This is a genomic window from Roseateles chitinivorans (genome assembly GCF_050632145.1).
GTDB classification, from domain to species: domain Bacteria; phylum Pseudomonadota; class Gammaproteobacteria; order Burkholderiales; family Burkholderiaceae_C; genus Roseateles; species Roseateles chitinivorans_B.
In genome coordinates, this window is record NZ_CP192577.1 from 4,373,618 (window position 1) to 4,391,661 (window position 18,044).

17 protein-coding genes and 1 pseudogene are annotated in these 18,044 nt (G+C 71.3%); 7 read left to right on the top strand and 11 right to left on the bottom strand.

Annotated elements, in window-relative coordinates; all coding sequences use genetic code 11:
- Positions 1-46: 46 nt before the first annotated feature.
- Positions 47-1,258: an MFS transporter gene (locus ACQ86G_RS20105; RefSeq protein ID WP_431256978.1), complete on the top strand. Its 1,212-nt coding sequence runs from the start codon at positions 47-49 to the stop codon at positions 1,256-1,258.
- Here ACQ86G_RS20105 and ACQ86G_RS20110 read toward each other — a convergent pair.
- From ACQ86G_RS20110 to ACQ86G_RS20145, 8 genes and pseudogenes are all read right to left on the bottom strand, one after another.
- Positions 1,179-2,273 carry a hypothetical protein gene (locus ACQ86G_RS20110; RefSeq protein ID WP_431261548.1) on the bottom strand — a complete coding sequence of 365 codons (1,095 nt, stop codon included), beginning with the start codon at positions 2,271-2,273 and terminating at the stop codon, positions 1,179-1,181. The genes ACQ86G_RS20105 and ACQ86G_RS20110 overlap by 80 nt on opposite strands.
- Before the next feature lie 52 nt (positions 2,274-2,325).
- On the bottom strand, positions 2,326-2,571 hold the full coding sequence (locus tag ACQ86G_RS20115; RefSeq protein WP_431261454.1) for a DUF3526 domain-containing protein: 246 nt from the start codon (positions 2,569-2,571) through the stop codon (positions 2,326-2,328).
- Positions 2,572-2,587: 16 nt separating this feature from the next.
- Positions 2,588-2,866, bottom strand: a pseudogene (locus tag ACQ86G_RS20120) (DUF3526 domain-containing protein); the annotation flags it as partial.
- Positions 2,839-3,630, bottom strand: coding sequence for a hypothetical protein (locus tag ACQ86G_RS20125; protein WP_431256979.1), 792 nt, complete (start codon positions 3,628-3,630; stop codon positions 2,839-2,841). The pseudogene ACQ86G_RS20120 and the gene ACQ86G_RS20125, both read right to left, overlap by 28 nt.
- Entirely contained in the window at positions 3,627-5,030 is a 1,404-nt protein-coding gene (locus tag ACQ86G_RS20130) for a DUF3526 domain-containing protein (RefSeq protein WP_431256980.1), read from the bottom strand. Before ACQ86G_RS20130 ends, ACQ86G_RS20125 begins: the two co-directional genes overlap by 4 nt.
- Complete coding sequence (locus ACQ86G_RS20135; RefSeq protein ID WP_431256981.1) at positions 5,027-5,842, bottom strand: ABC transporter ATP-binding protein; 816 nt, start codon at positions 5,840-5,842, stop codon at positions 5,027-5,029. The genes ACQ86G_RS20130 and ACQ86G_RS20135 overlap by 4 nt, the downstream gene beginning before the upstream one ends.
- Positions 5,842-8,031, bottom strand: a complete 2,190-nt coding sequence (locus tag ACQ86G_RS20140; protein ID WP_431256982.1) for a TonB-dependent receptor — start codon at positions 8,029-8,031, stop codon at positions 5,842-5,844. Before ACQ86G_RS20140 ends, ACQ86G_RS20135 begins: the two co-directional genes overlap by 1 nt.
- A 114-nt stretch (positions 8,032-8,145) precedes the next feature.
- A complete protein-coding gene (locus ACQ86G_RS20145; RefSeq protein ID WP_431256983.1) occupies positions 8,146-8,574 on the bottom strand; it encodes a hypothetical protein in 429 nt (142 codons plus the stop codon).
- Positions 8,575-8,713: 139 nt separating this feature from the next.
- Between ACQ86G_RS20145 and ACQ86G_RS20150 the strand changes: the two genes are divergently transcribed.
- Entirely contained in the window at positions 8,714-9,679 is a 966-nt protein-coding gene (locus ACQ86G_RS20150; RefSeq protein ID WP_431256984.1) for a GlxA family transcriptional regulator, read from the top strand.
- 95 nt (positions 9,680-9,774) lie between these two features.
- Here the strand turns inward: ACQ86G_RS20150 and ACQ86G_RS20155 are convergent, their stop codons facing one another.
- Positions 9,775-10,065 carry a hypothetical protein gene (locus tag ACQ86G_RS20155; RefSeq protein ID WP_431256985.1) on the bottom strand — a complete coding sequence of 97 codons (291 nt, stop codon included), beginning with the start codon at positions 10,063-10,065 and terminating at the stop codon, positions 9,775-9,777.
- A 146-nt stretch (positions 10,066-10,211) separates the two neighbouring features.
- Between ACQ86G_RS20155 and ACQ86G_RS20160 the strand changes: the two genes are divergently transcribed.
- The 3 genes from ACQ86G_RS20160 (at position 10,212) to ACQ86G_RS20170 (ending at position 14,402) form a co-directional block, all read left to right on the top strand.
- On the top strand, positions 10,212-10,862 hold the full coding sequence (locus tag ACQ86G_RS20160; protein ID WP_431256986.1) for a GNAT family N-acetyltransferase: 651 nt from the start codon (positions 10,212-10,214) through the stop codon (positions 10,860-10,862).
- Between the two features lie 27 nt (positions 10,863-10,889).
- The gene (locus ACQ86G_RS20165; protein ID WP_431256987.1) at positions 10,890-11,825 is read left to right on the top strand and encodes an AEC family transporter; all 936 of its coding nucleotides are present in this window, start codon (positions 10,890-10,892) and stop codon (positions 11,823-11,825) included.
- A gap of 129 nt (positions 11,826-11,954) precedes the next feature.
- Positions 11,955-14,402, top strand: a complete 2,448-nt coding sequence (locus tag ACQ86G_RS20170; protein WP_431256988.1) for a TonB-dependent receptor plug domain-containing protein — start codon at positions 11,955-11,957, stop codon at positions 14,400-14,402.
- A 34-nt stretch (positions 14,403-14,436) separates the two neighbouring features.
- On the opposite strand, the gene ACQ86G_RS20175 is transcribed toward ACQ86G_RS20170, so the two are convergent.
- Both ACQ86G_RS20175 and ACQ86G_RS20180 read right to left on the bottom strand, forming a co-directional pair.
- Complete coding sequence (locus ACQ86G_RS20175) at positions 14,437-15,177, bottom strand: LuxR C-terminal-related transcriptional regulator (RefSeq protein WP_431256989.1); 741 nt, start codon at positions 15,175-15,177, stop codon at positions 14,437-14,439.
- A 136-nt stretch (positions 15,178-15,313) separates the two neighbouring features.
- Positions 15,314-16,291: an NADPH:quinone oxidoreductase family protein gene (locus ACQ86G_RS20180; protein ID WP_431256990.1), complete on the bottom strand. Its 978-nt coding sequence runs from the start codon at positions 16,289-16,291 to the stop codon at positions 15,314-15,316.
- 142 nt (positions 16,292-16,433) lie between these two features.
- Between ACQ86G_RS20180 and surE the strand changes: the two genes are divergently transcribed.
- Both surE and ACQ86G_RS20190 read left to right on the top strand, forming a co-directional pair.
- Complete coding sequence (gene surE, locus ACQ86G_RS20185; RefSeq protein ID WP_431256991.1) at positions 16,434-17,189, top strand: 5'/3'-nucleotidase SurE; 756 nt, start codon at positions 16,434-16,436, stop codon at positions 17,187-17,189.
- The gene (locus tag ACQ86G_RS20190; protein ID WP_431256992.1) at positions 17,186-18,031 is read left to right on the top strand and encodes a protein-L-isoaspartate(D-aspartate) O-methyltransferase; all 846 of its coding nucleotides are present in this window, start codon (positions 17,186-17,188) and stop codon (positions 18,029-18,031) included. The genes surE and ACQ86G_RS20190 overlap by 4 nt, the downstream gene beginning before the upstream one ends.
- Positions 18,032-18,044: the final 13 nt, after the last annotated feature.

The following is an 18,044-nucleotide window of genomic DNA, read 5'->3' on the forward strand; positions in this document are numbered from 1 at the left end:
CGCTTATCGTCATGGCCGCTTTTTCTCCACGTGGTGGTGATGCCCGATGCCGACACCTTCCGCAACGTCTGATGCCGAGTTTTCGTTCCGCCGGATCGCCGTGCCCGCGTTCGGGCCGTCGATGCTGTTCGGCCTGGGCGAGGGCGCGATCCTGCCGATCGTGCCGCTGATGGCGCGGGACCTGGGGGCGTCGGTGTCGATGGCGGCCTTCGTGGTGACGCTGATCGGACTGGGCTCGCTGCTCAACAACATCCCGGCCTCGGTGATCACGATGCGCTGGGGCGAGCGCTGGGCGATCGTCGCGGCGGGCGTCTGGAGCGCGCTGGGCATGGCGCTGTGCGTGCTGCTGCCCGGGGTGCTGGCGCTGGGCATCGGCTGCTTCATGGTGGGCATGTCCCAGGCCGTCTACAACCTGGCGCGGCAGAGCTACCTGACCGAGGCGGTGCCGGCCGCGTACCGGGCGCGGGCGCTGTCGACGCTGGGCGGGGTGATGCGGATCGGCATGTTCATCGGGCCGTTCCTGTCGGCGGCGGCGGTGCATGCGTTCGGGCTGCAGGCGGCGTTCGGCGTCGGCATCGCGGGCGTGCTGGCCGCGGCGGCGATCGGCGCGCGGCTGCCGGACCTGGAGGCGCCGCCGCATCCGGCCGGCGCGGCCGCGCCGGCGCCGGTCTCGCTGAAGTCCATCGTGGCCGACCACCGCCAGGTCTTCCTGACGCTGGGCCTGGGCGTGATGCTCGTCAGCGCGGTGCGCGCGTCTCGGCAGGCGGTGATCCCGCTGTGGGCGGACCACCTGCTGCTGGCGCCGGCGGTGACCTCGCTGATCTACGGCATCTCCGGCGGCATCGAGATGCTGCTGTTCTACCCGGCCGGCCGCGTGATGGACCTGAAGGGCCGCCGCTGGGTGGCGGTGCCGTCGATGGCGATCATCGGGCTGGCGCTGCTGGCGATGCCGTTCACGGTCGGTTTCACGACGCTGCTGATCGCCGCGACGGCGATCGGTTTCGGCAACGGCATCGGCTCGGGCCTGATCATGACGCTGGGCGCCGACCACGCGCCGCGCCACGGCCGCGCCTACTTCCTCGCGGTGTGGCGCTTCCTGTCCGACGTCGGCGGGTCCTGCGGACCCGCGCTGCTGTCGGCGCTGGTGGCGACGGCCTCGCTGGCCGGCGGCATCGCCGTCACCGGCCTGCTGGCGATGCTGGCGGCGACGCTGCTGGGGATGTGGATCCCGGCGAAGGTGGCCGAGCGGTCGCGTTGATATCGACACGACGGACCAGGACCGCCGTGATGTGGACGGGCACCCACGCTTCCCCGATCTTCAGCATGGCCGTCCGTTGATGATCGACCTCCAGCGGCCAGGGCTGTCCCGCGCGGAGGCGATAGTCGTCCTTGACTTGATAGTGCAGGCTCGAGACGTCCACGACGTCGTCCGGGCCTCGCGGAGATCCCTCCGGGCCGAGCCCCAGCTGCTTGCGCAGTTGCTGGAGGACAGGCCCCAGCACGGTGTGCATCTGTTCAGGCGGGACGGTCTGGTCGACGGTGACCTTGAAAGCCGACGTGTCGTCGGGCGCGCCCGTCGTGACGGTCCGGGAGACCGGCACATGCTGGCCGAACAGCGCAAAGCTCACTGGCGCCGTGTCCGTCGTCGTCGTCCCCGCGATGAACGAATGCCCCGCGCGCTGGTAGGCGTGTCTCAGCAGTTCGAGCAGCCAGCGGGACCAGGGGCCGTCCGCGTCCGCAGCCTGCTCGAGGCTCCGCCGCACCGCGTCGCGTCGTGCGTCGGACAAGTCCGGACGGGCCAGCAACTCCGCGGCGATCTGGCGGGAGGCCTCGAGCAGATCGTCCTGGTTGACGATCCCGATGAGGCGACCCTCGTCGTCGACGGCGACGTCGAACGGCGCCTTGAGGACGGCGTGCAGGATGAGGGCGTTGTCGTCCTGGCTGGTGGCGGAGGTCCTGGGGGTCGGCCTCGGGTCGTCGCCGTCCGACGCCACCGCGACGGATCGGCGCCAGCGGTGGATCCAGCGTCCGTCCTCCCGACGGAGCACCTCGACGGACAGCTCCTCCGCCCGCTTGTCCTGGCCGCCCAACATGGCGGAACTCATGCCCAACAGGCGGAAGGTCGCCCGGTCGCCCACCGACCAGCCGGCCGGGATCGACAGGGTCTCCTCGGCCGCGAGGGCGGGCGCGGACAGGGCGACGAGCCAAAGCGAGGCGAAGAGGCCCGCCGCGGCGCGGCGCGGCAGGCGAGGGGCGAAGATCGACGGCGGCACGACAGGCTTCGGGGATGACGGGGCCGCCAATGTAGACCAGCGCCCGCCGGCGCTATCGCCGGGCGGCCCCGATTCCGGTGAAATGCGGCAATCCCGTCAAGGCCTCCACGCCGATCCCGCGCCGGTCCATCACCGGCGGCACGAGGACGTCCCGCCAGCGATCCTCGAAGACCTCCACCTCGCGCAGGTAGCGGACGTGGCTGGCGGCGTCGGTGCCGGCCAACCGCTCGCCGGTCAGCGTCAGCGCCAGTCCCGGCGACAGCCACGACCATCGCCCGACCCACGCGGCCTGCCGCAGGCGGTGCGTCGTCGAAGCGTCGCATCAGCGGACGCAGCGATCGGTCCTGCGCCAGCACGCGCGGCACGAAGCTGGCGGGCCATGCCGCCGGCAGTTGGGCGGGGACCGTCGGATGCGCGGCGTACCAGTCGCGGGCGAGGGCGTCCTCCTGCGTCTCGCTGTCCTGCTGCGCCTCGCGGATCTGCACGATCGCCGCCAGGCGCGACGGCATCGGCGCCTCGCGTTGCGCGCCCCAGACCAGGCCGGCGGGAACGACGAAGGTCAGCATCAGCCACAGACCCAGCGCGGCGAGCATCGTGGCGGGGCCGGACAGCGGCAGCGCGGAGAGCAGTCCACCGAATGCGACCCACACCGCGCAGAAGACCGCCAGCGCGAGCGCCCAATGCCCGGCCGCGGGCGCCGAGGCGCCAGGATCGAGCAGCAGTGCCGGCAAGGTGGCGAGCAGCGCCACCCCCACAGCGCGAAGCACCGCCAGCCCAGCGCCGCCAGGACCACGGGCACGATGCCGCGTCGCGCCTGGACACGCAGCAGGCCGAGGCGACCTTGCTCGCGTTCCTCCTGCAGCAGTCCGGCGCACAGCGCCAGCGCGACCAGCGGCAGCAGCAGCGCGACCAGGGCGGAAAGACCGGGCAGGCCGCTGTCGACGAGCAGCGGGTTGCGCAGCGGCCCGGGAGGCCGGGCGTCCACATGGCGGCTGTCGAGCGTGGCCTTGAGCTGTGCCGGCAGCACGCGCAACCGATCGACGCCGAGCGCGAGCCCGCCTTCGACCGGCAGGCGCGTCGCGCCGAGTTCGCCCCGACCGAGCTGGTAGGTCGCCTGCGCGGCGGCGGGGCCGGGCGGCAGGGCGCGGAATTGCGCGACGGCGGTGGTGACGAGTGCGGTGCGCCGCACCTCGTCCGCGGCGGCGGCCTGTCGCCACTCGCGGGCTTCCAGCCCCGCGGACAGCGCCCCGGCCAGCAGCGCCAGCAGCAGCGCGCCCAGCGCGATCCAGGCGAGCGGCTGGCGTCGCAGCCGCAGGCCCTCGGCGCGCCAGGTGTCGAGATCGGGAACGACGCTCATGGGACCACCTTCCGCGCGCTGAACCAGAGACCGCCGAGTGCTGCCGCCAACCACAGCGCCAGCAGGCCGAGGTCCGGCAGTGCCGCGCCCAGGGCGAAGCGCCAGCCGGGCGGTTCGTAGCGCCAGGCTGGCACGGCCTGCCACTGCGCATCGCCGGCATAGCGGCTCTCGAACGACGTCAGGCCACGCGTCGCGTCGCGGTCCCATTCGTCCATTCGGGTGGTGAAGGTCTGACGGTACTGCTCGGCCGCGTCCTCGAAATGGCGACGGTGTGCGAGGTCCGTGCCCGCGAGTGCCCCGCCGACCGCCCGCATCGAGGCGTAAGGGCTGATCGCGGTCAGGCCGCGCAGCAGCTGCTGCTGACGCAACTGCGCTGCCCACAGCGCGTCGAAATGCAGCGCATGCACGCGCGCGGCGTAGGCGTCGCGGTACAGCCGCCGTGCGGCGTTGGCGCCGAGCGGCAGGTCCTCGAGCCGGCTCACGCCGTGCTCGGCGAGCAGCCTGGACTCGAACGCTTGCAGGCGCTGCTTCGCGTCGCCGTCGCCGGGCAGTCCCTGGTCGATGTCGCGGCCGATGGCGGCCCAGAAGTCCTGGCCCGTCGGCAGCGGCGACAGCCGCTGGACGGCCGCCGCGCCCAGGCGAGGCACGAGGAAGACGGCGGCGACCCACAGGCCGATCAGGGTCAGCAGCGCGGCGCGTGAGGTGCGGCAGCACGCGGAGACGATCACCGTCACCGCGGCCCAGACGGCGCACGAGACAAGCAGTGCGGCGCCGAACGCGATCGCCGCCATCACGCCGGTACCGTCGACGACGAACCAGGCGCCCAGCAGCAGCGCCGGGAGCAGCACCAGCGACACGGCCGCGCACAGGCCGAGCCACTTGCCGAAGATCGTCGGCCGGGCCCGCAGGCCGCAGGCCTGCAGCATGCGCAAGGTGCCGGACTCGCGTTCGCGGGTGACCGCGCCGTGGCCGAGCACCGCGATCAGCAGCGGCAGCAGCGCGCCCAGCACAAAGGCCGGCGTCAGTTCGCCGAGGCCGAGGGCCGGCGCCGCGTCCGCCGCCGGCGTGAACATCGCCATGTTGCGCTTGTGCGGCTCCAGCCACAGCGCCTGACCGGCCTGCGCATCGATGCCGGGCTCCACGGCGGCCAGCGGCGAGGCCGGCTTGAACGCATAGAGCCCGAAGTGCGCGCCCCGGTGCGGATGCTTGTCGCCCTGGTGGTCCCATTGCGCGCGCGAGGCGGCTTCGACCTCCCGCCGTTCCTGCTCGGCGAGCTCGCGCCGTTGCTGCGCCAGCGCGAGCATCGCGGTGAACAGCAGCACCAGCGCCGCGCCCAGCACCCACAGGCGCCCGTCCCGGAGCTGCGCGCGCATCTCCTTCATCACGAGGGCGGCCATCATGACGACAGCTCCCCGGCGGCGCGCGCGTCGCGGCGCGTGCTTCCGACCGTTTCACCAGACACTTGGCCGGACGCGCCACGCCCATGGCCAGGCTCGTCGCCTCGCGCATGCTGGAGGTACAGGCGCTCCAGTTCCTCGTGCGCCACGCCGCGCGCATCGAATTCCGCGACGAGACGACCCTCGCGCAGGATGCCGATGCGGTCCGCGACCTGCAGCGCGTTGAAGAGGTCGTGCGTCGCCATCAGGATCGCCATGCCCGCGTCGCGGGCGTCGAGCACGCCGCGCGCGAACTCGTTCGCCGCCGACGGGTCGAGGCCGGAGGTCGGCTCGTCCAGCAGCATCGCGCGGGCCTGTCGCGCCTTCGCGATCGCGAGGCCGACCTTCTGCCGCATGCCCTTCGAGTAGCCGTCGACGCGGCGCGAGTGGGCCTCGGCGGGCAGGCCCGACGCCGAGAGCAGGTCGCAGGCGCGCCCGAAGTCGAGGCGCAGGCCGGAGAGCGTGCAGAAGTACTGCAGGTTCTCGATGCCGGTGAGGTAGGGATAGAGGGCGACGTTCTCCGGCAGGTAGGCGAGCCGCGCGCGCGCGCCCTGCGGGTCGCGCGTGGCGTCGACGCCGTCGACCAGCGCCTGGCCCGCCGCCGCCGGCACGAAGCCGAGCAGCGCGTTGAGCGTCGTCGTCTTGCCCGCGCCGTTGCCGCCCAGCAGCGCATAGACGCAGCCGGGCGGCACCCGCAGGTCGAGCGCGTCCAGCGTCACGCGCGCGCCGCGGCGCACGACCAGACGCCGGGTTTCGAGCAGGAGGGCGGCGCTCATCAGAAGAAGACCTTCAGCGACGCGCCGACGGTGCTGCGCGGCACCGGCGAGAGCATCAGGCCGGCGGCGCTGCCGTAGGCGATCTCGGTGCCGTAGCGGTGCGGCTGGAACACCGCGTACAGCGTCGCCTGCATCGAGGCCCAGTCGTAGGTCGCGCGCAGGTCGTAGCGCGTGTAGACGGGCATCTCGCGCTCCTGCGTTGCGGGCGTGCCGACGTAGTACGGGATACCGGCGATGTAGTAGGCATCGGCATTCAGCGTCATCCGGCCGGCGCCCAGCGCGAAGCGGTGCTGCACGCCGCCCTTGATCTGCCGGCTGGGCACCGACAGCTTCGCGCCGGTGTTGACCGCGGGGTTGTCCACCTGGGCCTCCAGGATGCGGCCGAGGCTGGCGTAGACGCTGGTCGACGCGGCGAGTTGCCAGCGCGTCTCCAGCTCGACGCCCTTGCGCGTCGTCTGGCCGACCGACTTGAACGAGCCGTCGGCCTGTCCGGTGATCTCGTCGTCGTTCTGGATGTAGTACGCCGTGCCGGACGCGGTCCAGCCGGCGAGCGGGGCGGTGGTGAAGCCGACGTCGTAGGAGCGGACCTTGCTCGGCGCCACCGGGCTGATGACGCCGCCGGTCGCGCCCAGCGGACCGGTGGCGCCGCTGCTGCTGATCTGCTCGGCCGCCGGCGAACGCATGCCCTGCGCGACGTTGGCGAACAGCTCGAGTGCCGGCAGGACGGACCACGACGCGCCCAGCTTGGGCGTCAGCACGCCCTTGCGGTAGCCGGTGCTCGCGGCCGGCAGCTTGAGGTTGTCGATGTCGTAGTCGAAGCGGTCGTAGCGCGCGCCGGCGCTGAGCTTGAGGTCTCTGACCGGCCGCCACTGCGCCTGCGCGAACAGGCCGTAGGTGAGCAGGTCCAGGTCTTGCGCGTTGACGTAGTTGGCCGTCGGTGCGCGGTTGACGAAGATCCGGCGCGAGGCGTCGCCGCGGTCGGCACGCGCCTCGGCACCGACGGCGAGGGCGGCGTCCTCGCCGAGGCGGAAGTTCTGCAGGACGCGACCGCCGAAGATGTTGCGGTGGTCGACGCCGACCGTGTGCGTCGTGGCGTTGGTGGCGATGCCGCGCGTGCGGTCGAAGCGCTCGGCGTAGGCCGTGCCGTACCAGCCGGCATCGCCTTCGGCGGGCGCGCGGTTCAGGACCAGCGAACTGCGGCGGGCGTTGCCGAAGCCCGGGTTGTTGGCCTGCGTCGAGCGGGGGTCCAGACCTTTCTCCAGATCGGGCAGCAGCAGGTAGCCGGCGGCGTCGAAGTCGGCGACGTAGCGCGTGAAGCGCAGGCTGTAGCGGGCGTCGCCCACGCGGGTGCCGAGCTTCCAGAAGACCGTGTCGCGGTCGGTGCGGGAATCGCGGCGGTAGCCGTCGTTGCGGTAGAGGTCGGCGACGAGCAGCGAGTCGATCTTCGGCAGCCCGCCGATGGACGTGCTGCCGGACGCGCCGTTCGAGGTCCCGCCGAAGGTGTTGGACAGCACGAGCGTGGTGCGGCGCAGGCCGTAGCGCTCGGCGCTGACGCCGAGGCTGGAAGGCGTCGCCGCGCCGCCGTCGCGGGTGCGGATGTCCACCGCGCCGGCACGGTTCTGGTCGCCGTACAGCGCGGAGATCGGCCCCTTGACGACGTCGATGCCGCCGATCAGGTCGCCGACCAGCCATTCGAGGAACACCGGGCCGTGTCCGGCGCCGCCCTGGCTGGACGGGATGTTCTGCGGCACGCCGTCGACGTAGACGGCGGTGTCGGCCCCGTGCGTGCCCTGCGTCGCGAAGCCGCGCATGCGGAAGCCGTTGCCGGTCTCGCCCTGGTCGATGTTGTTGGCCAGCACGCCGGGCACGCGGCGGAAGACGTTGGAGATGTCGCGGCCGATGGTGGTGGAGGCGATGTCCTCCTCGCTCAGGTGCTGGACGGAACCGGGCAGGGCGGTCGGCTTGAGGCTCAGTTCGTTGCGGTCACCGGGTTGGCGGAGCGTCGAGGCGGATTTGCCGGAGACCTCGACGCGTCGCAGCGATTGCGCGTCGGTGGGCGTGTCTATGGCCGCAGCAGGCGCATCCGCATCCGCATGTGCGACGTCGACCGCGAAGGTCAACGCGAGGAGGAGGGCGAGGGGAGTCGGCGCGAAGCGGGAGGAGACGGACGAGAAACGATTCGAGTTCATGAGGGAAGGCCCGGGAAGAAGAGGGTCGACGCCAAGCGCGGCCGCCACCCGGCACCGGAGGTGCGGATGAAGCCGTGAAGACGTGGAGAGGTCAGGCGTCCGGAGCGGACGGACTCAAGCCCGGGGTGGCCCTCGAGGATGCGCGGCCAGTGCGCAGCGACCGGCGGGCAGGCCACAGGTCGGCGTGATGGGCGGAGGAGACGCCTCCGCGTGGAAGCTGAAGACGAGCGGCGTGGCCGACGCGGCGAAGAGCTGCGCATGGAACAGGCACCATGCGCAACTGCCGCCCTTGACCTCGCCGGTGCCGCCACCATCGACGCCGTCGGCATCGCCGTGATCGTCGAAGGCGAACGCGCTGGTCGCGGCGGCGACATCTGCTGCGGCATCGGTGCCCACGCCGTCGGCGGAAGTCGTCGACGCGCCGACGATGTCGGCGATCGGCTGGCTCGCGTGCTTCGCCTCGTGCAACGGCCACGCCAGCAGCACGCTCGCCACCAGCAGGGCGAGCGTCCACAGCGTGAGGGACCGGTTGAAACGAGGCATGGTCGCGGAGGTCGGGCCTTGAAAAGCGCGGACGGGATTGTGCACCGGAGTTCATGACGCCCCGTTCGTCATGCGCGTCCGACCCGGTCATTCACCGGCTGGTAGAGTCGCAAATCATGATCAACAGGTGGATTGCGACATGAGAGTCTCGGTGCTTGCCCTGGAAGGCCATTTCGACACCGGCCTGGCCGTGACGCTGGATGTCCTGCGGGCGGCCAACAACCTGTCGGCGCTGCTGCCGGGGCTGGCGGCGCCGTTCGACGTGACGGTGGTCGGCGTGCGCAAGCGCGTGCGCTCGGGGCAGGGGCTGACGGTGCCGGTGCAGGAGATCTCCTCGCGGTCCCGCCCGGATTGGGTGCTCATGCCCGCCCTGGCCGCGACCACGCCGGACCGGCTGCTGCCGGCGCTCGAGCGGCGCGACGTGGCCGATGCGATGGACCAGCTGCGGACCTGGCATGCGAAGGGCGTGCCGATCGGGGCCTCCTGCATCGGGACCTTCGTCGTCGCGGAGGCGGGCCTGCTCGACGGCCGCGAGGCGACGACGACGTGGTCGCTCTCGCCGCTGTTCCGCCAACGCTACCCGGAGGTCGCGCTCGACGAATCACGGATGCTGGTGCCGACCGACGTCGGCGTCACGGCAGGCGCGGCGATGGGGCACCTCGACCTCGCGCTGTGGCTGGTCCGCAAGGCGAGTCCGGAACTCGCGGCGCTGGTGTCGCGCTACCTGCTCGCCGACATCCGCAGCCTGCAGGCGCCTTACATCATCCCGAATCATCTGGCGCAATCGGATCCGCTGATCCTGAGCTTCGAGCGCTGGGCGCGCGGGCGGCTGAAGGACGGCTTCTCGCTGCAGGACGCCGCCGGCGCGCTGGCGACGACGGCCCGCACCTTGCAGCGGCGCTGTCAGGCGGTGCTCGGCAAGTCGCCGCTGGACTACTTCCAGGATCTGCGCGTCGAGCGGGCGCAGTCGCTGCTGCACGGGAGCGGGCTGGACCTCGAGGCCATCGCGGCGGAGGTCGGTTACGCCGACGGCGCGACGCTGGGCACCTTGCTGCGCCAGCGGCTGGGACGCGGCGTGCGCGAGCTGCGCAACGACCTGCGCTGAGCCGCGCCGATCGTCGTTCAGCGGCACTGCGCCGCGTCCGTCCGGCCCTCAAGCCCTCAAGCCCAGGCTCTCAGGCTCTCAGACCGGCGCCGGTTTCACTTCGCCGGGATCAGGCGCGCCAGCGGCATCAGCGGCACGACCGGACGCAGCTCATAGCTCATGACGCCCGACGCGACCAGCGGCAGCGTGTTCAGCGCGGCCCGGGCGTCTTCCAGCGACGGCACGTCCATCAGGAAGATCGGACCGGCCTTTTCCTGGAACCAGAACTGGTCGACCTTGCCGGAGAGGTAGAGGCGGACCGTGTCATGGACCTCGGCGGGCATGTGTGCGTTGATGACCTCGGGGGTCAGCGAGGGGGTGGGGGACGAGATGGCGAAGACCTTCATGGTGAGCTCCTTGTCAGTTCGAAGGGGTGGATGACGGAGTGAACTCTATCGACGGGCCTCAGAGGAATGAACGGTCACAAACGACATCTTTGAAGTCGATTGCGACATCCCGTGTCGCCGACGGAGCGGGCGACTACAGTTGCGCCATGCCTGTTCCACCTGTTGAATCGCCGGCCGACGTTCCGGCCGATCCGCCCGCCGGCTTCCGGCCCGGGTCCCCGCTCAAGCTGCTGCGGACCGGTCGCCTGCTGATGCGGGCCTCCACGCCCGCGCTGGCCGAGGCGACGATCGACTTCCAGTCGCGCAACCTCGCGCACTTCGCCCGTTGGGATCCGACGCGGCCGGCGGACCATTGGGAGCTGGACGTCACGCGGATCCGCCTGGCCCGCGAAGAAGCCGCCTTCGACGCGGGCACGATCTGGCGCTACTGGCTGTCGCTGGCCGATGCGCCGGACCGCGTGATCGGCGTGTGCGCGGTGTCCGAGGTGGTGCGCGGCGTGTTCCAGAGCGCGATGCTGGGCTACAGCCTGGACGTGGGCTGTGTCGGCGGTGGCCTGATGCAGGAGGCACTGAAGCACCTGATCGACGAGGTCTTCGGGCCGGCGGTGTCGCTGCATCGCCTGCAGGCCTCGGTGAGGCCGGAGAACGCGCGCAGCCGTCGCGTGCTGGAGCGCCTGGGCTTCCGCCGCGAGGGCTTCAGCCCGCGCTACCTGTTCATCGACGGCGCCTGGCGCGATCACGAGACCTTCGCGCTGATCAATCCGCACTGGGGCGAGACCCAGCGCCCGGCGGTGTGAAGGCCGTGCGACCGGTCGAATGACGGCATGCCCGCGACGCTGAGCATCCTCCTCCCGCTTTTCGGCCTGATCGCGGCGGGTTACGGCGCGAGGCGGTTGTCGCTGCTCGACGGCCACGCGGCGAGCGTGCTCAACGCCTTCGTCGTGTGGCTCGCGCTGCCGGCCCTGCTGTTCGACATCACCGCGCACAGCAGCTGGACGGCGTTGTGGCAGCCGGGCTTCGTCGGTGCCTTCGGACTGGCAACGGCGGTGATCTTCGCGTCGGTCTTCGTGATCCGATGGCGCGGCGGACGTCCGATGGCGGACGCCTCGGTCGAGGCCGTGGCGGCGTCGTACTCGAACACCGGCTATGTGGGATTGCCGCTGTGCCTGCTGGTCTTCGGTCGCGGCAGCCAGGTCGAGGCGACGATCGCGACCTTGATCGTCGTGTGCGTGCTGTTCTCGGTGGCGATCGTGCTGATCGAACTCGGCTTGCAGGGCGGCGGTCGCAGCCGTGCCAGCCGCGTGGGGGCGGCGCTGTGGCGCTCGCTCAAACATCCGCTGGTGCTGTCGCCGCTGCTCGGCGCGGTCTGGTCGGGGACAGGTGTTGCGCTGCCGGCCGTGGCGCACACCTTCCTGCAACTGCTCGGTCAGGCGGCGACGCCGTGCGCGCTGGTGGCGCTGGGGGTGTTCCTTGCGGACTGCCCGGTGCGCCGCGCCGACCGCGGCACCGCCTGGGCGCTCGTGGCGGTCAAGCTGCTGGCGCTGCCGGGCCTGACCTGGTGGCTGGCCAACCATGTGTTCCTGCTGCCGCCGCGCAGCGCGGACGCCGCCGTGCTGCTCGCCGCGCTGCCCACCGGCACCGGCCCGTTCATGCTGGCGGAGTTCTACCGGCGGGACGTCGGGGTGTCGTCGACCACGACGCTGGTGTCCACCGTGCTGTCGCTGGGGACGCTGGCGGTGGTGCTGACGCAGCTGCGATAGGGATTGAACGATTGAAAGAACTGAAAGCTCGTCCTTCGCATTTGCTTGTGCGGCGCGCTTCGTTGGCCGGGCACGCCAACGCCCGCAGGCTATGAGGTTGTCGTGACTGATGAATCCCCGAAAGCCCCCATGTCCCTTCGTTCGTCCCCCCGCCCGCTGATCTCCGGAATGCCGCTGAGCGCCGTCGCGCTCGCCGCCATCGCCAGCCTCGTACCGGCTGCCCAGGCCCAGGCCCAGGCCCAGGCTCAGGCTCAGGCTCAGGCTCAGGCTCAGGCTCAGACCCAAACCCAGACGGCGTCGCCGTCGGCCGCCGCCGGCGACCAGCTCCAGCAGGTCGTCGTGACCGGCACGCGTCGCGTGAATCGGACGGTCGCGGAGTCCGAATCGCCCGTCGACGTCCTCAGCGTGGCCGATCTGCAACGCACCGGCACCTCGGAACTCGCGACTGCGCTCGGGCAGCTGCTGCCGTCGTTGAACTTCCCGCGTCCGTCGCTGACCGACGCCTCCGACGCCGTGCGGCCCGCGCAGCTGCGCGGGCTCTCGCCGGACCAGACCCTGGTGCTGATCGACGGCAAGCGCCGCCACACGACCGCGGTCGTGAACATCAACGGCACGCAGGGGCGCGGCTCCGCGCCGGTGGACCTGAACACCATCCCGTTCGCCGCCATCGAGCGGGTCGAAGTGCTGCGTGACGGCGCCGCCGCCCAGTACGGCTCCGACGCGATCGCCGGCGTGATCAACATCGTGCTGAAGAAGGGCGCCAAGGGCGGCAGCGTCAGCGCCGAGGTCGGCCAGACCGACGCCGGCGACGGCTTCCGTCATACCGAATCGGCCAGCGCCGGCTTTGCGCTGGGCCAGGACGGCTGGGTGCGCTTCGCGCTCGAGAACCGCCATCAGCAGCGCACCAACCGCGCCGGCGTCGACACGCGCGACGCGGCGACCGAGCCGCGCCTGGGCCAGGTCAACAACCGCCTCGGCGATCCGGACAGCCATCAGCAGTCCGCCGTGATCAACGCCGAAATCGCGCTGACCGGCAGCCTGCAGGCGTATGCCGTCGCCACGCTCAGCCATCGCGACACGGTCTCCGCCGCGTTCTGGCGCACCCGCGCGACCGCCGTGGCCAACAACGTCGCGGGGCTGTACCCCGAAGGGTTCCTGCCGCTGCAGGACAGCACCACCGTCGACACCGGCATCGTCGCCGGCCTGCGCGGCGAACTCGCCGGCTGGTCCTGGGACGCGAGCCTCAACCATGGCCGCAACCGCTTCGACATCGACGTGACCAACACGGCCAACTACTCGCTGGGCAACGCGAGCCCGACCCGCTTCGACGCCGGCCGGCTCAGCAACCAGCAGACGGTGCTGAACCTGGACCTGTCGCGCGAGGTCGATCTCGGCCTCGCCACGCCGTGGACCCTGGCGTTCGGCGCCGAAGCCCGCCGCGAGCGCTACGAGATCGACGCCGGCGAACCCGCGTCGTACCAGAGCGGTGGCGCGTCCGGCTTCCCCGGCTTCCAGCCGAGCAACGCCGGCGCGCATTCGCGTCACGACATCGCCGCCTACGCCAGCCTCGAAGGCCAGGTGACGAAGGCCTTCAGCGCCTCCGCCGCGCTGCGGGCCGAGCACTACAACGATTTCGGCAACGCGACCTCGGCCAAGCTGTCCGGCCGCTATGCCTGGTCGCCGGCCGTCGCGCTGCGCGGCACCGTGTCCACCGGCTTCCGCGCACCGTCGCTGGCGCAGCAGTACTTCGCGACCACGTCGACCAACCTGATCAATGGGGCGCTGGTCGATGCGGGCACCTTCCCGGTCGAATCGGCCGCCGCGGCGGCGCTCGGCGCCAAGCCGCTGAAGGCGGAGAAGTCGCGCAACCTGAGCCTCGGCCTGCTGCTGCAGCCGCTGGCGCAGTGGCAGACCACCGTCGACGTCTACCAGATCGACATCGACGACCGCATCCTGCTGTCGGCCAACCTGACGCTGCCCGCCGCGCTGCGCAACCAGCTGGCGGCGCAGGGCGTGCTGGTCAGTGCGGGACGCTACTTCACCAACGCGCTGGACACGCGCACGCGCGGCGTGGACATCGTGAGCACCTGGCAGCAGGACTGGGGCGGCGCGGGCCGCGGCCAGTACACGGTGGCCTACAACCACAACAGGAACTCGATCCGGCACGTCGACGACAACCCGGCCATCCTGACCGCCAACAGCCTGGAGCTGATCGACCGCGTCTCGCTGGCGCGCGCGACGATCGGGTCGCCGAAGGACAAGCTGGTGCTGGGCGCCGAGCATCGCTTCGGCCCATGGATAGGTCGCGCGGCGGCGAGCCGTTACGGCAGCTTCGTGATCCGCCAGTCCAACGCGGCCAACGACCAGACCTTCGGGCCGGCGTGGCTGCTCGATCTGTCGGCGGGGTGGGAGCAGGGCGCCTGGTCGCTCAGCGCCGGTGTCGACAACGTCACCAACCGCTACCCCGATCGGGTGATCACGGCCAACGCCATCGGCGGCATCCTGGCCTACAACCAGTTCTCGCCGTTCGGCGCGAACGGGCGCCAGTACTACGCCAAGGCGGGATATCGGTGGTGATCGGCCGCGGCCCCGTGAAAAGCGGGGCTGCGTCTCAGACCAGGCCCTGCTTGGACGCCAGCACCGCCGCTTCCGCGCGGCTGGACACGTTGAGCTTCTTGTAGATGCTCTTGATGTGGTCGTTGACGGTGAACCACTTGATGCCCATCAGGTTCGCGATCTCCTTGATCGTGAAGCCCTTGCTGAGGTAGGTCAGCACCTCGTTCTCGCGCGGGGTCAGGCGTTCCCATTCGGGCACCGGATCCAGCGTGACGCCGCGCGTGCTGGGCGTGGCCGACGAGGTCAGGCTGCCGAAGCCGGAGTTCAGCCCCATCGGGCCCGAATCGCCGGTCGAGCCCGGACGGAAGTGCGACAGCAGCCGCCGCGCGATCGCCGGCGACAGCGGCGGCTGGCCGCGCACGATGCGCTGCAGCTCTTCCACCAGCACCTCGAAGCGGTCTTCCTTCAGCAGGTAGCCGTCGGCGCCGCGCTGCAGGGCGGGGAAGAGGTGGTCGTCGTCGGAATACAGCGTCGTCACGATCTTGACCGCCGGCTTGCCGGCGAGCTCGCCCAGGAACTCCATCCCGTTGCCGTCCGGCAACTCCAGGTCGATCAGGATCAGCTTGTAGCCCGTGGCGGGCGACTCGGCCTCCACCTTGGCCAGATTGCGGCGGGCGCCTTCCAGGTCGCCGGCCTCGGTGATCTCCATGCCGTCGCTGAAGCTTTCACGCACCACGCGGCACAGGAAGCTGCGGGCGACGGGGTTGTCTTCGACGATGAGAACTTTGACGGCCATGGTGTGGGGAGCGATAGCTGGCCGCATCCTAGCAGCGCCCCCAGGCTTGGATGCCCCGTGAAACAGGGTGTCGGTGGACGGTCGCCCGTCCGTCGACCGGCGGTCTGCTGCCGGTCAGCCGGCGGGCGGTCCGCGCTCAGCCGTTCACCACCACCAGCTTGCCCACCACCTGCCGCGACGCCATGCGCGCGAAGGCCCGCGGCAGCTCCTCCATCGGCAGCACCTGGTCGATGACCGGCCGGATCTTGCCCGCCGCGTACCACTGGGCGAGGGTCATCATCATCGCGGCGTTGCGCTTGGGTTCGCGCTTGGCGAATTCTCCCCAGAAGACGCCGACCAGCGACGCGCCCTTGAGCAGCGCCAGGTTCAGCGGCAGCGCCGGGATGCTGCCCTGCGCGAAGCCGACGACCAGGTAACGCCCGCGCCAGCCGATCGAGCGGAAGGCCGCCTCGGCCAGGTCGCCGCCGACCGGGTCGTAGATGACGTCCGGGCCCTTGCCCTCGGTCAGGGCCTTGATCTCGTCGCGCAGCGAGCCGCTGGCGTAGTTGATCGTGGCATCGGCGCCGATCTCGCGACAACGTGCGCACTTCTCGTCCGACGAGGCCGCCGCGATCACCCGCGCCCCGGCCGCCTTGGCGATCTGGATCGCCGCCGTGCCGACGCCGCCCGCCGCGCCCAGGATGAGCACCGTCTCGCCGGGCTGGAGCGCGCCGCGGTCGATCAGCGCGTGATGGCTGGTCGCGTAGGTGCAGATGAAGGCCGCGGCGTCCTCGAAGGGGAAACCCGGGGGCAGCGGCAGCGCCAGCGCCGCGGGCACCAGCGCCTCGGTGCCGAAGCCGCCGGTGCCGGTGAATGCCGCCACCGCGTCGCCCGGCTTGAAGCCGGTCACGCCGTCGCCGACCGCCTCGACGATGCCGGCGAACTCGGTGCCCGGCACGAAGGGCAGCGGCGGCTTCATCTGGTACTTGTTCTGGATGATCAGCAGGTCGGGGAAGTTCAGGCTCGCCGCCTTGATCGACACCTTCAGCTGGCCCGGGCCGGGGGCCGGGGAGGGCAGGTCCTTCCACTGCAGCGCCTCGACGCCGACCGGGTTCTCGCACAGCCATGCCTTCATGTCTCGTCTCCTCGTTCCGATGGGTCCGCAATCCACTGCGGAGTCGCTGCGGCGGGGTGGCCGCAGGGTCGCCGGGCGCATGATAGGCAGCACGGGTGGACCCTCGCGTCGCCGGGGTGACGGCCTGCCTACAATGCCGCCCATGCGCATCCTCATCGCCAACGACGACGGCTATCTGGCCCCCGGACTCGCCGCCCTGGTCCGTGCCTGCGAAGGGCTCGGCACGGTGGAAGTCATCGCCCCCGAGCAGAACGCCAGCGGCACGTCCAACTCGCTCACGCTGCACCGGCCGCTGTCGGTCTACACGGCCTCCAACGGCTTCCGCTATGTCAACGGCACGCCGTCGGACTGCGTCCACCTGGCCCTGACCGGGCTGCTGGACTACAAGCCCGACCTGGTGCTGTCCGGCATCAACAACGGCGCCAACATGGGCGACGACACGCTCTATTCGGGCACGGTCGCCGCCGCCACCGAGGGCTACCTCTTCGGAGTGCCCTCCATCGCGTTTTCGCAGGTCGAGAAGGGCTGGGGTCACCTGGACGCCGCCACGGCCGTGATGCGGACGCTGATCCAGGACGTCATCGCCGGCGGGCTCGACAAGGCCTTCCTGCTGAGCGTCAACATCCCGAACCGCGCGGACGCCACGTCGCTGCCGCGTCGCATCACCCGCCTGGGCCGCCGCCACGCCAGCGAAGCCACGATCCAGCAGCGCAGCCCGCGCGGCGACATGATCTACTGGATCGGCCCCGCCGGCGCCGAGCGCGAGGCGGGCGAGGGCACCGACTTCCACGCGACCGCCAACGGCGCCGTGTCGGTCACGCCGCTGCAGGTCGACCTCACCGAACACGCGACGCTGGGCCACTGGCGCCAGCAACTGCAGACCGACGGCCGTCCATGACCTCGTTGCCGCCCCGGCCCAAGCGTTTTCCGCTGTCGCTGGACAAGCTCGGATCGACCCGGCCCGGTGCCCCGGCCGCGGCCGCGGCCGCCGAGGCGCGCGAGCCGCTGAAGCCGCAGGGCCACTGGCAGCAGGCCGCCGCCATCAAGGCGCGGCAGACCACGCCGATCGGGCTGGGCCTCGATTCGGCCGGCGTGCGCCAGCGCATGGTCGAGCGGCTGCGCCGCGAAGGACTGTCCGACGACCGCGTGCTTCAGGCGCTGGCCACCGTGCAGCGCCACCACTTCGTCGACTCCGCGCTCGCCACCCAGGCCTACGAGGACACGAGCCTGCCGATCGGGCACGGCCAGACGATCTCCAAGCCGTCCGTCGTCGGCCGGATGATGGCCTTGATGCTGGACGCTCCGGGCGCGCGTCAGCGCGGCCATCTGGGCAAGGTGCTCGAGATCGGCACCGGCTGCGGCTACCAGGCCGCGCTGCTGATGCAGCTGGCCAGGCAGGTGGTGTCGGTCGAGCGGCTCAAGCCCTTGCACGACAAGGCGCGCGCCAACCTCGTCGGCCATCACCAGATCCGGCTCGTGTACGGGGACGGCATGCTCGGCCATCGGCCGTCGGCGCCCTACGACAGCATCATCTCCGCGGCCGGCGGCGACGACATCCCGCAGGCCTGGCTGGACCAGCTCGCGCCCGGCGGCCGGCTGGTCGCGCCGATGACCGCGCCCAGCGGCCGGGGGCAAGTCCTGGTCCTGATCGATCATGTCCGCGACGCCGCGGGCTCGCGTTTCCTGCGCAGCCTGCATGAGGCCGTCCTGTTCGTGCCCCTAAAATCAGGGGTCCTGTAGCGCGCCGGCCACC

Excerpts from the sequence above, each read along its gene's own strand:
- ACQ86G_RS20135 (WP_431256981.1), bottom strand. The coding sequence starts at position 5,842 with ATGAGCGCCGCCCTCCTGCTCGAAACCCGGCGTCTGGTCGTGCGCCGC.
- ACQ86G_RS20105 (WP_431256978.1), top strand. The coding sequence starts at position 47 with ATGCCGACACCTTCCGCAACGTCTGATGCCGAGTTTTCGTTCCGCCGG.
- ACQ86G_RS20190 (WP_431256992.1), top strand. The coding sequence starts at position 17,186 with ATGACCTCGTTGCCGCCCCGGCCCAAGCGTTTTCCGCTGTCGCTGGAC.
- ACQ86G_RS20165 (WP_431256987.1), top strand. The coding sequence starts at position 10,890 with ATGCCCGCGACGCTGAGCATCCTCCTCCCGCTTTTCGGCCTGATCGCG.
- ACQ86G_RS20125 (WP_431256979.1), bottom strand. The coding sequence starts at position 3,630 with ATGAGCGTCGTTCCCGATCTCGACACCTGGCGCGCCGAGGGCCTGCGG.
- ACQ86G_RS20155 (WP_431256985.1), bottom strand. The coding sequence starts at position 10,065 with ATGAAGGTCTTCGCCATCTCGTCCCCCACCCCCTCGCTGACCCCCGAG.
- ACQ86G_RS20160 (WP_431256986.1), top strand. The coding sequence starts at position 10,212 with ATGCCTGTTCCACCTGTTGAATCGCCGGCCGACGTTCCGGCCGATCCG.
- ACQ86G_RS20150 (WP_431256984.1), top strand. The coding sequence starts at position 8,714 with ATGAGAGTCTCGGTGCTTGCCCTGGAAGGCCATTTCGACACCGGCCTG.
- ACQ86G_RS20130 (WP_431256980.1), bottom strand. The coding sequence starts at position 5,030 with ATGATGGCCGCCCTCGTGATGAAGGAGATGCGCGCGCAGCTCCGGGAC.
- ACQ86G_RS20140 (WP_431256982.1), bottom strand. The coding sequence starts at position 8,031 with ATGAACTCGAATCGTTTCTCGTCCGTCTCCTCCCGCTTCGCGCCGACT.
- ACQ86G_RS20145 (WP_431256983.1), bottom strand. The coding sequence starts at position 8,574 with ATGCCTCGTTTCAACCGGTCCCTCACGCTGTGGACGCTCGCCCTGCTG.
- ACQ86G_RS20170 (WP_431256988.1), top strand. The coding sequence starts at position 11,955 with ATGTCCCTTCGTTCGTCCCCCCGCCCGCTGATCTCCGGAATGCCGCTG.
- ACQ86G_RS20175 (WP_431256989.1), bottom strand. The coding sequence starts at position 15,177 with ATGGCCGTCAAAGTTCTCATCGTCGAAGACAACCCCGTCGCCCGCAGC.
- ACQ86G_RS20180 (WP_431256990.1), bottom strand. The coding sequence starts at position 16,291 with ATGAAGGCATGGCTGTGCGAGAACCCGGTCGGCGTCGAGGCGCTGCAG.
- surE (WP_431256991.1), top strand. The coding sequence starts at position 16,434 with ATGCGCATCCTCATCGCCAACGACGACGGCTATCTGGCCCCCGGACTC.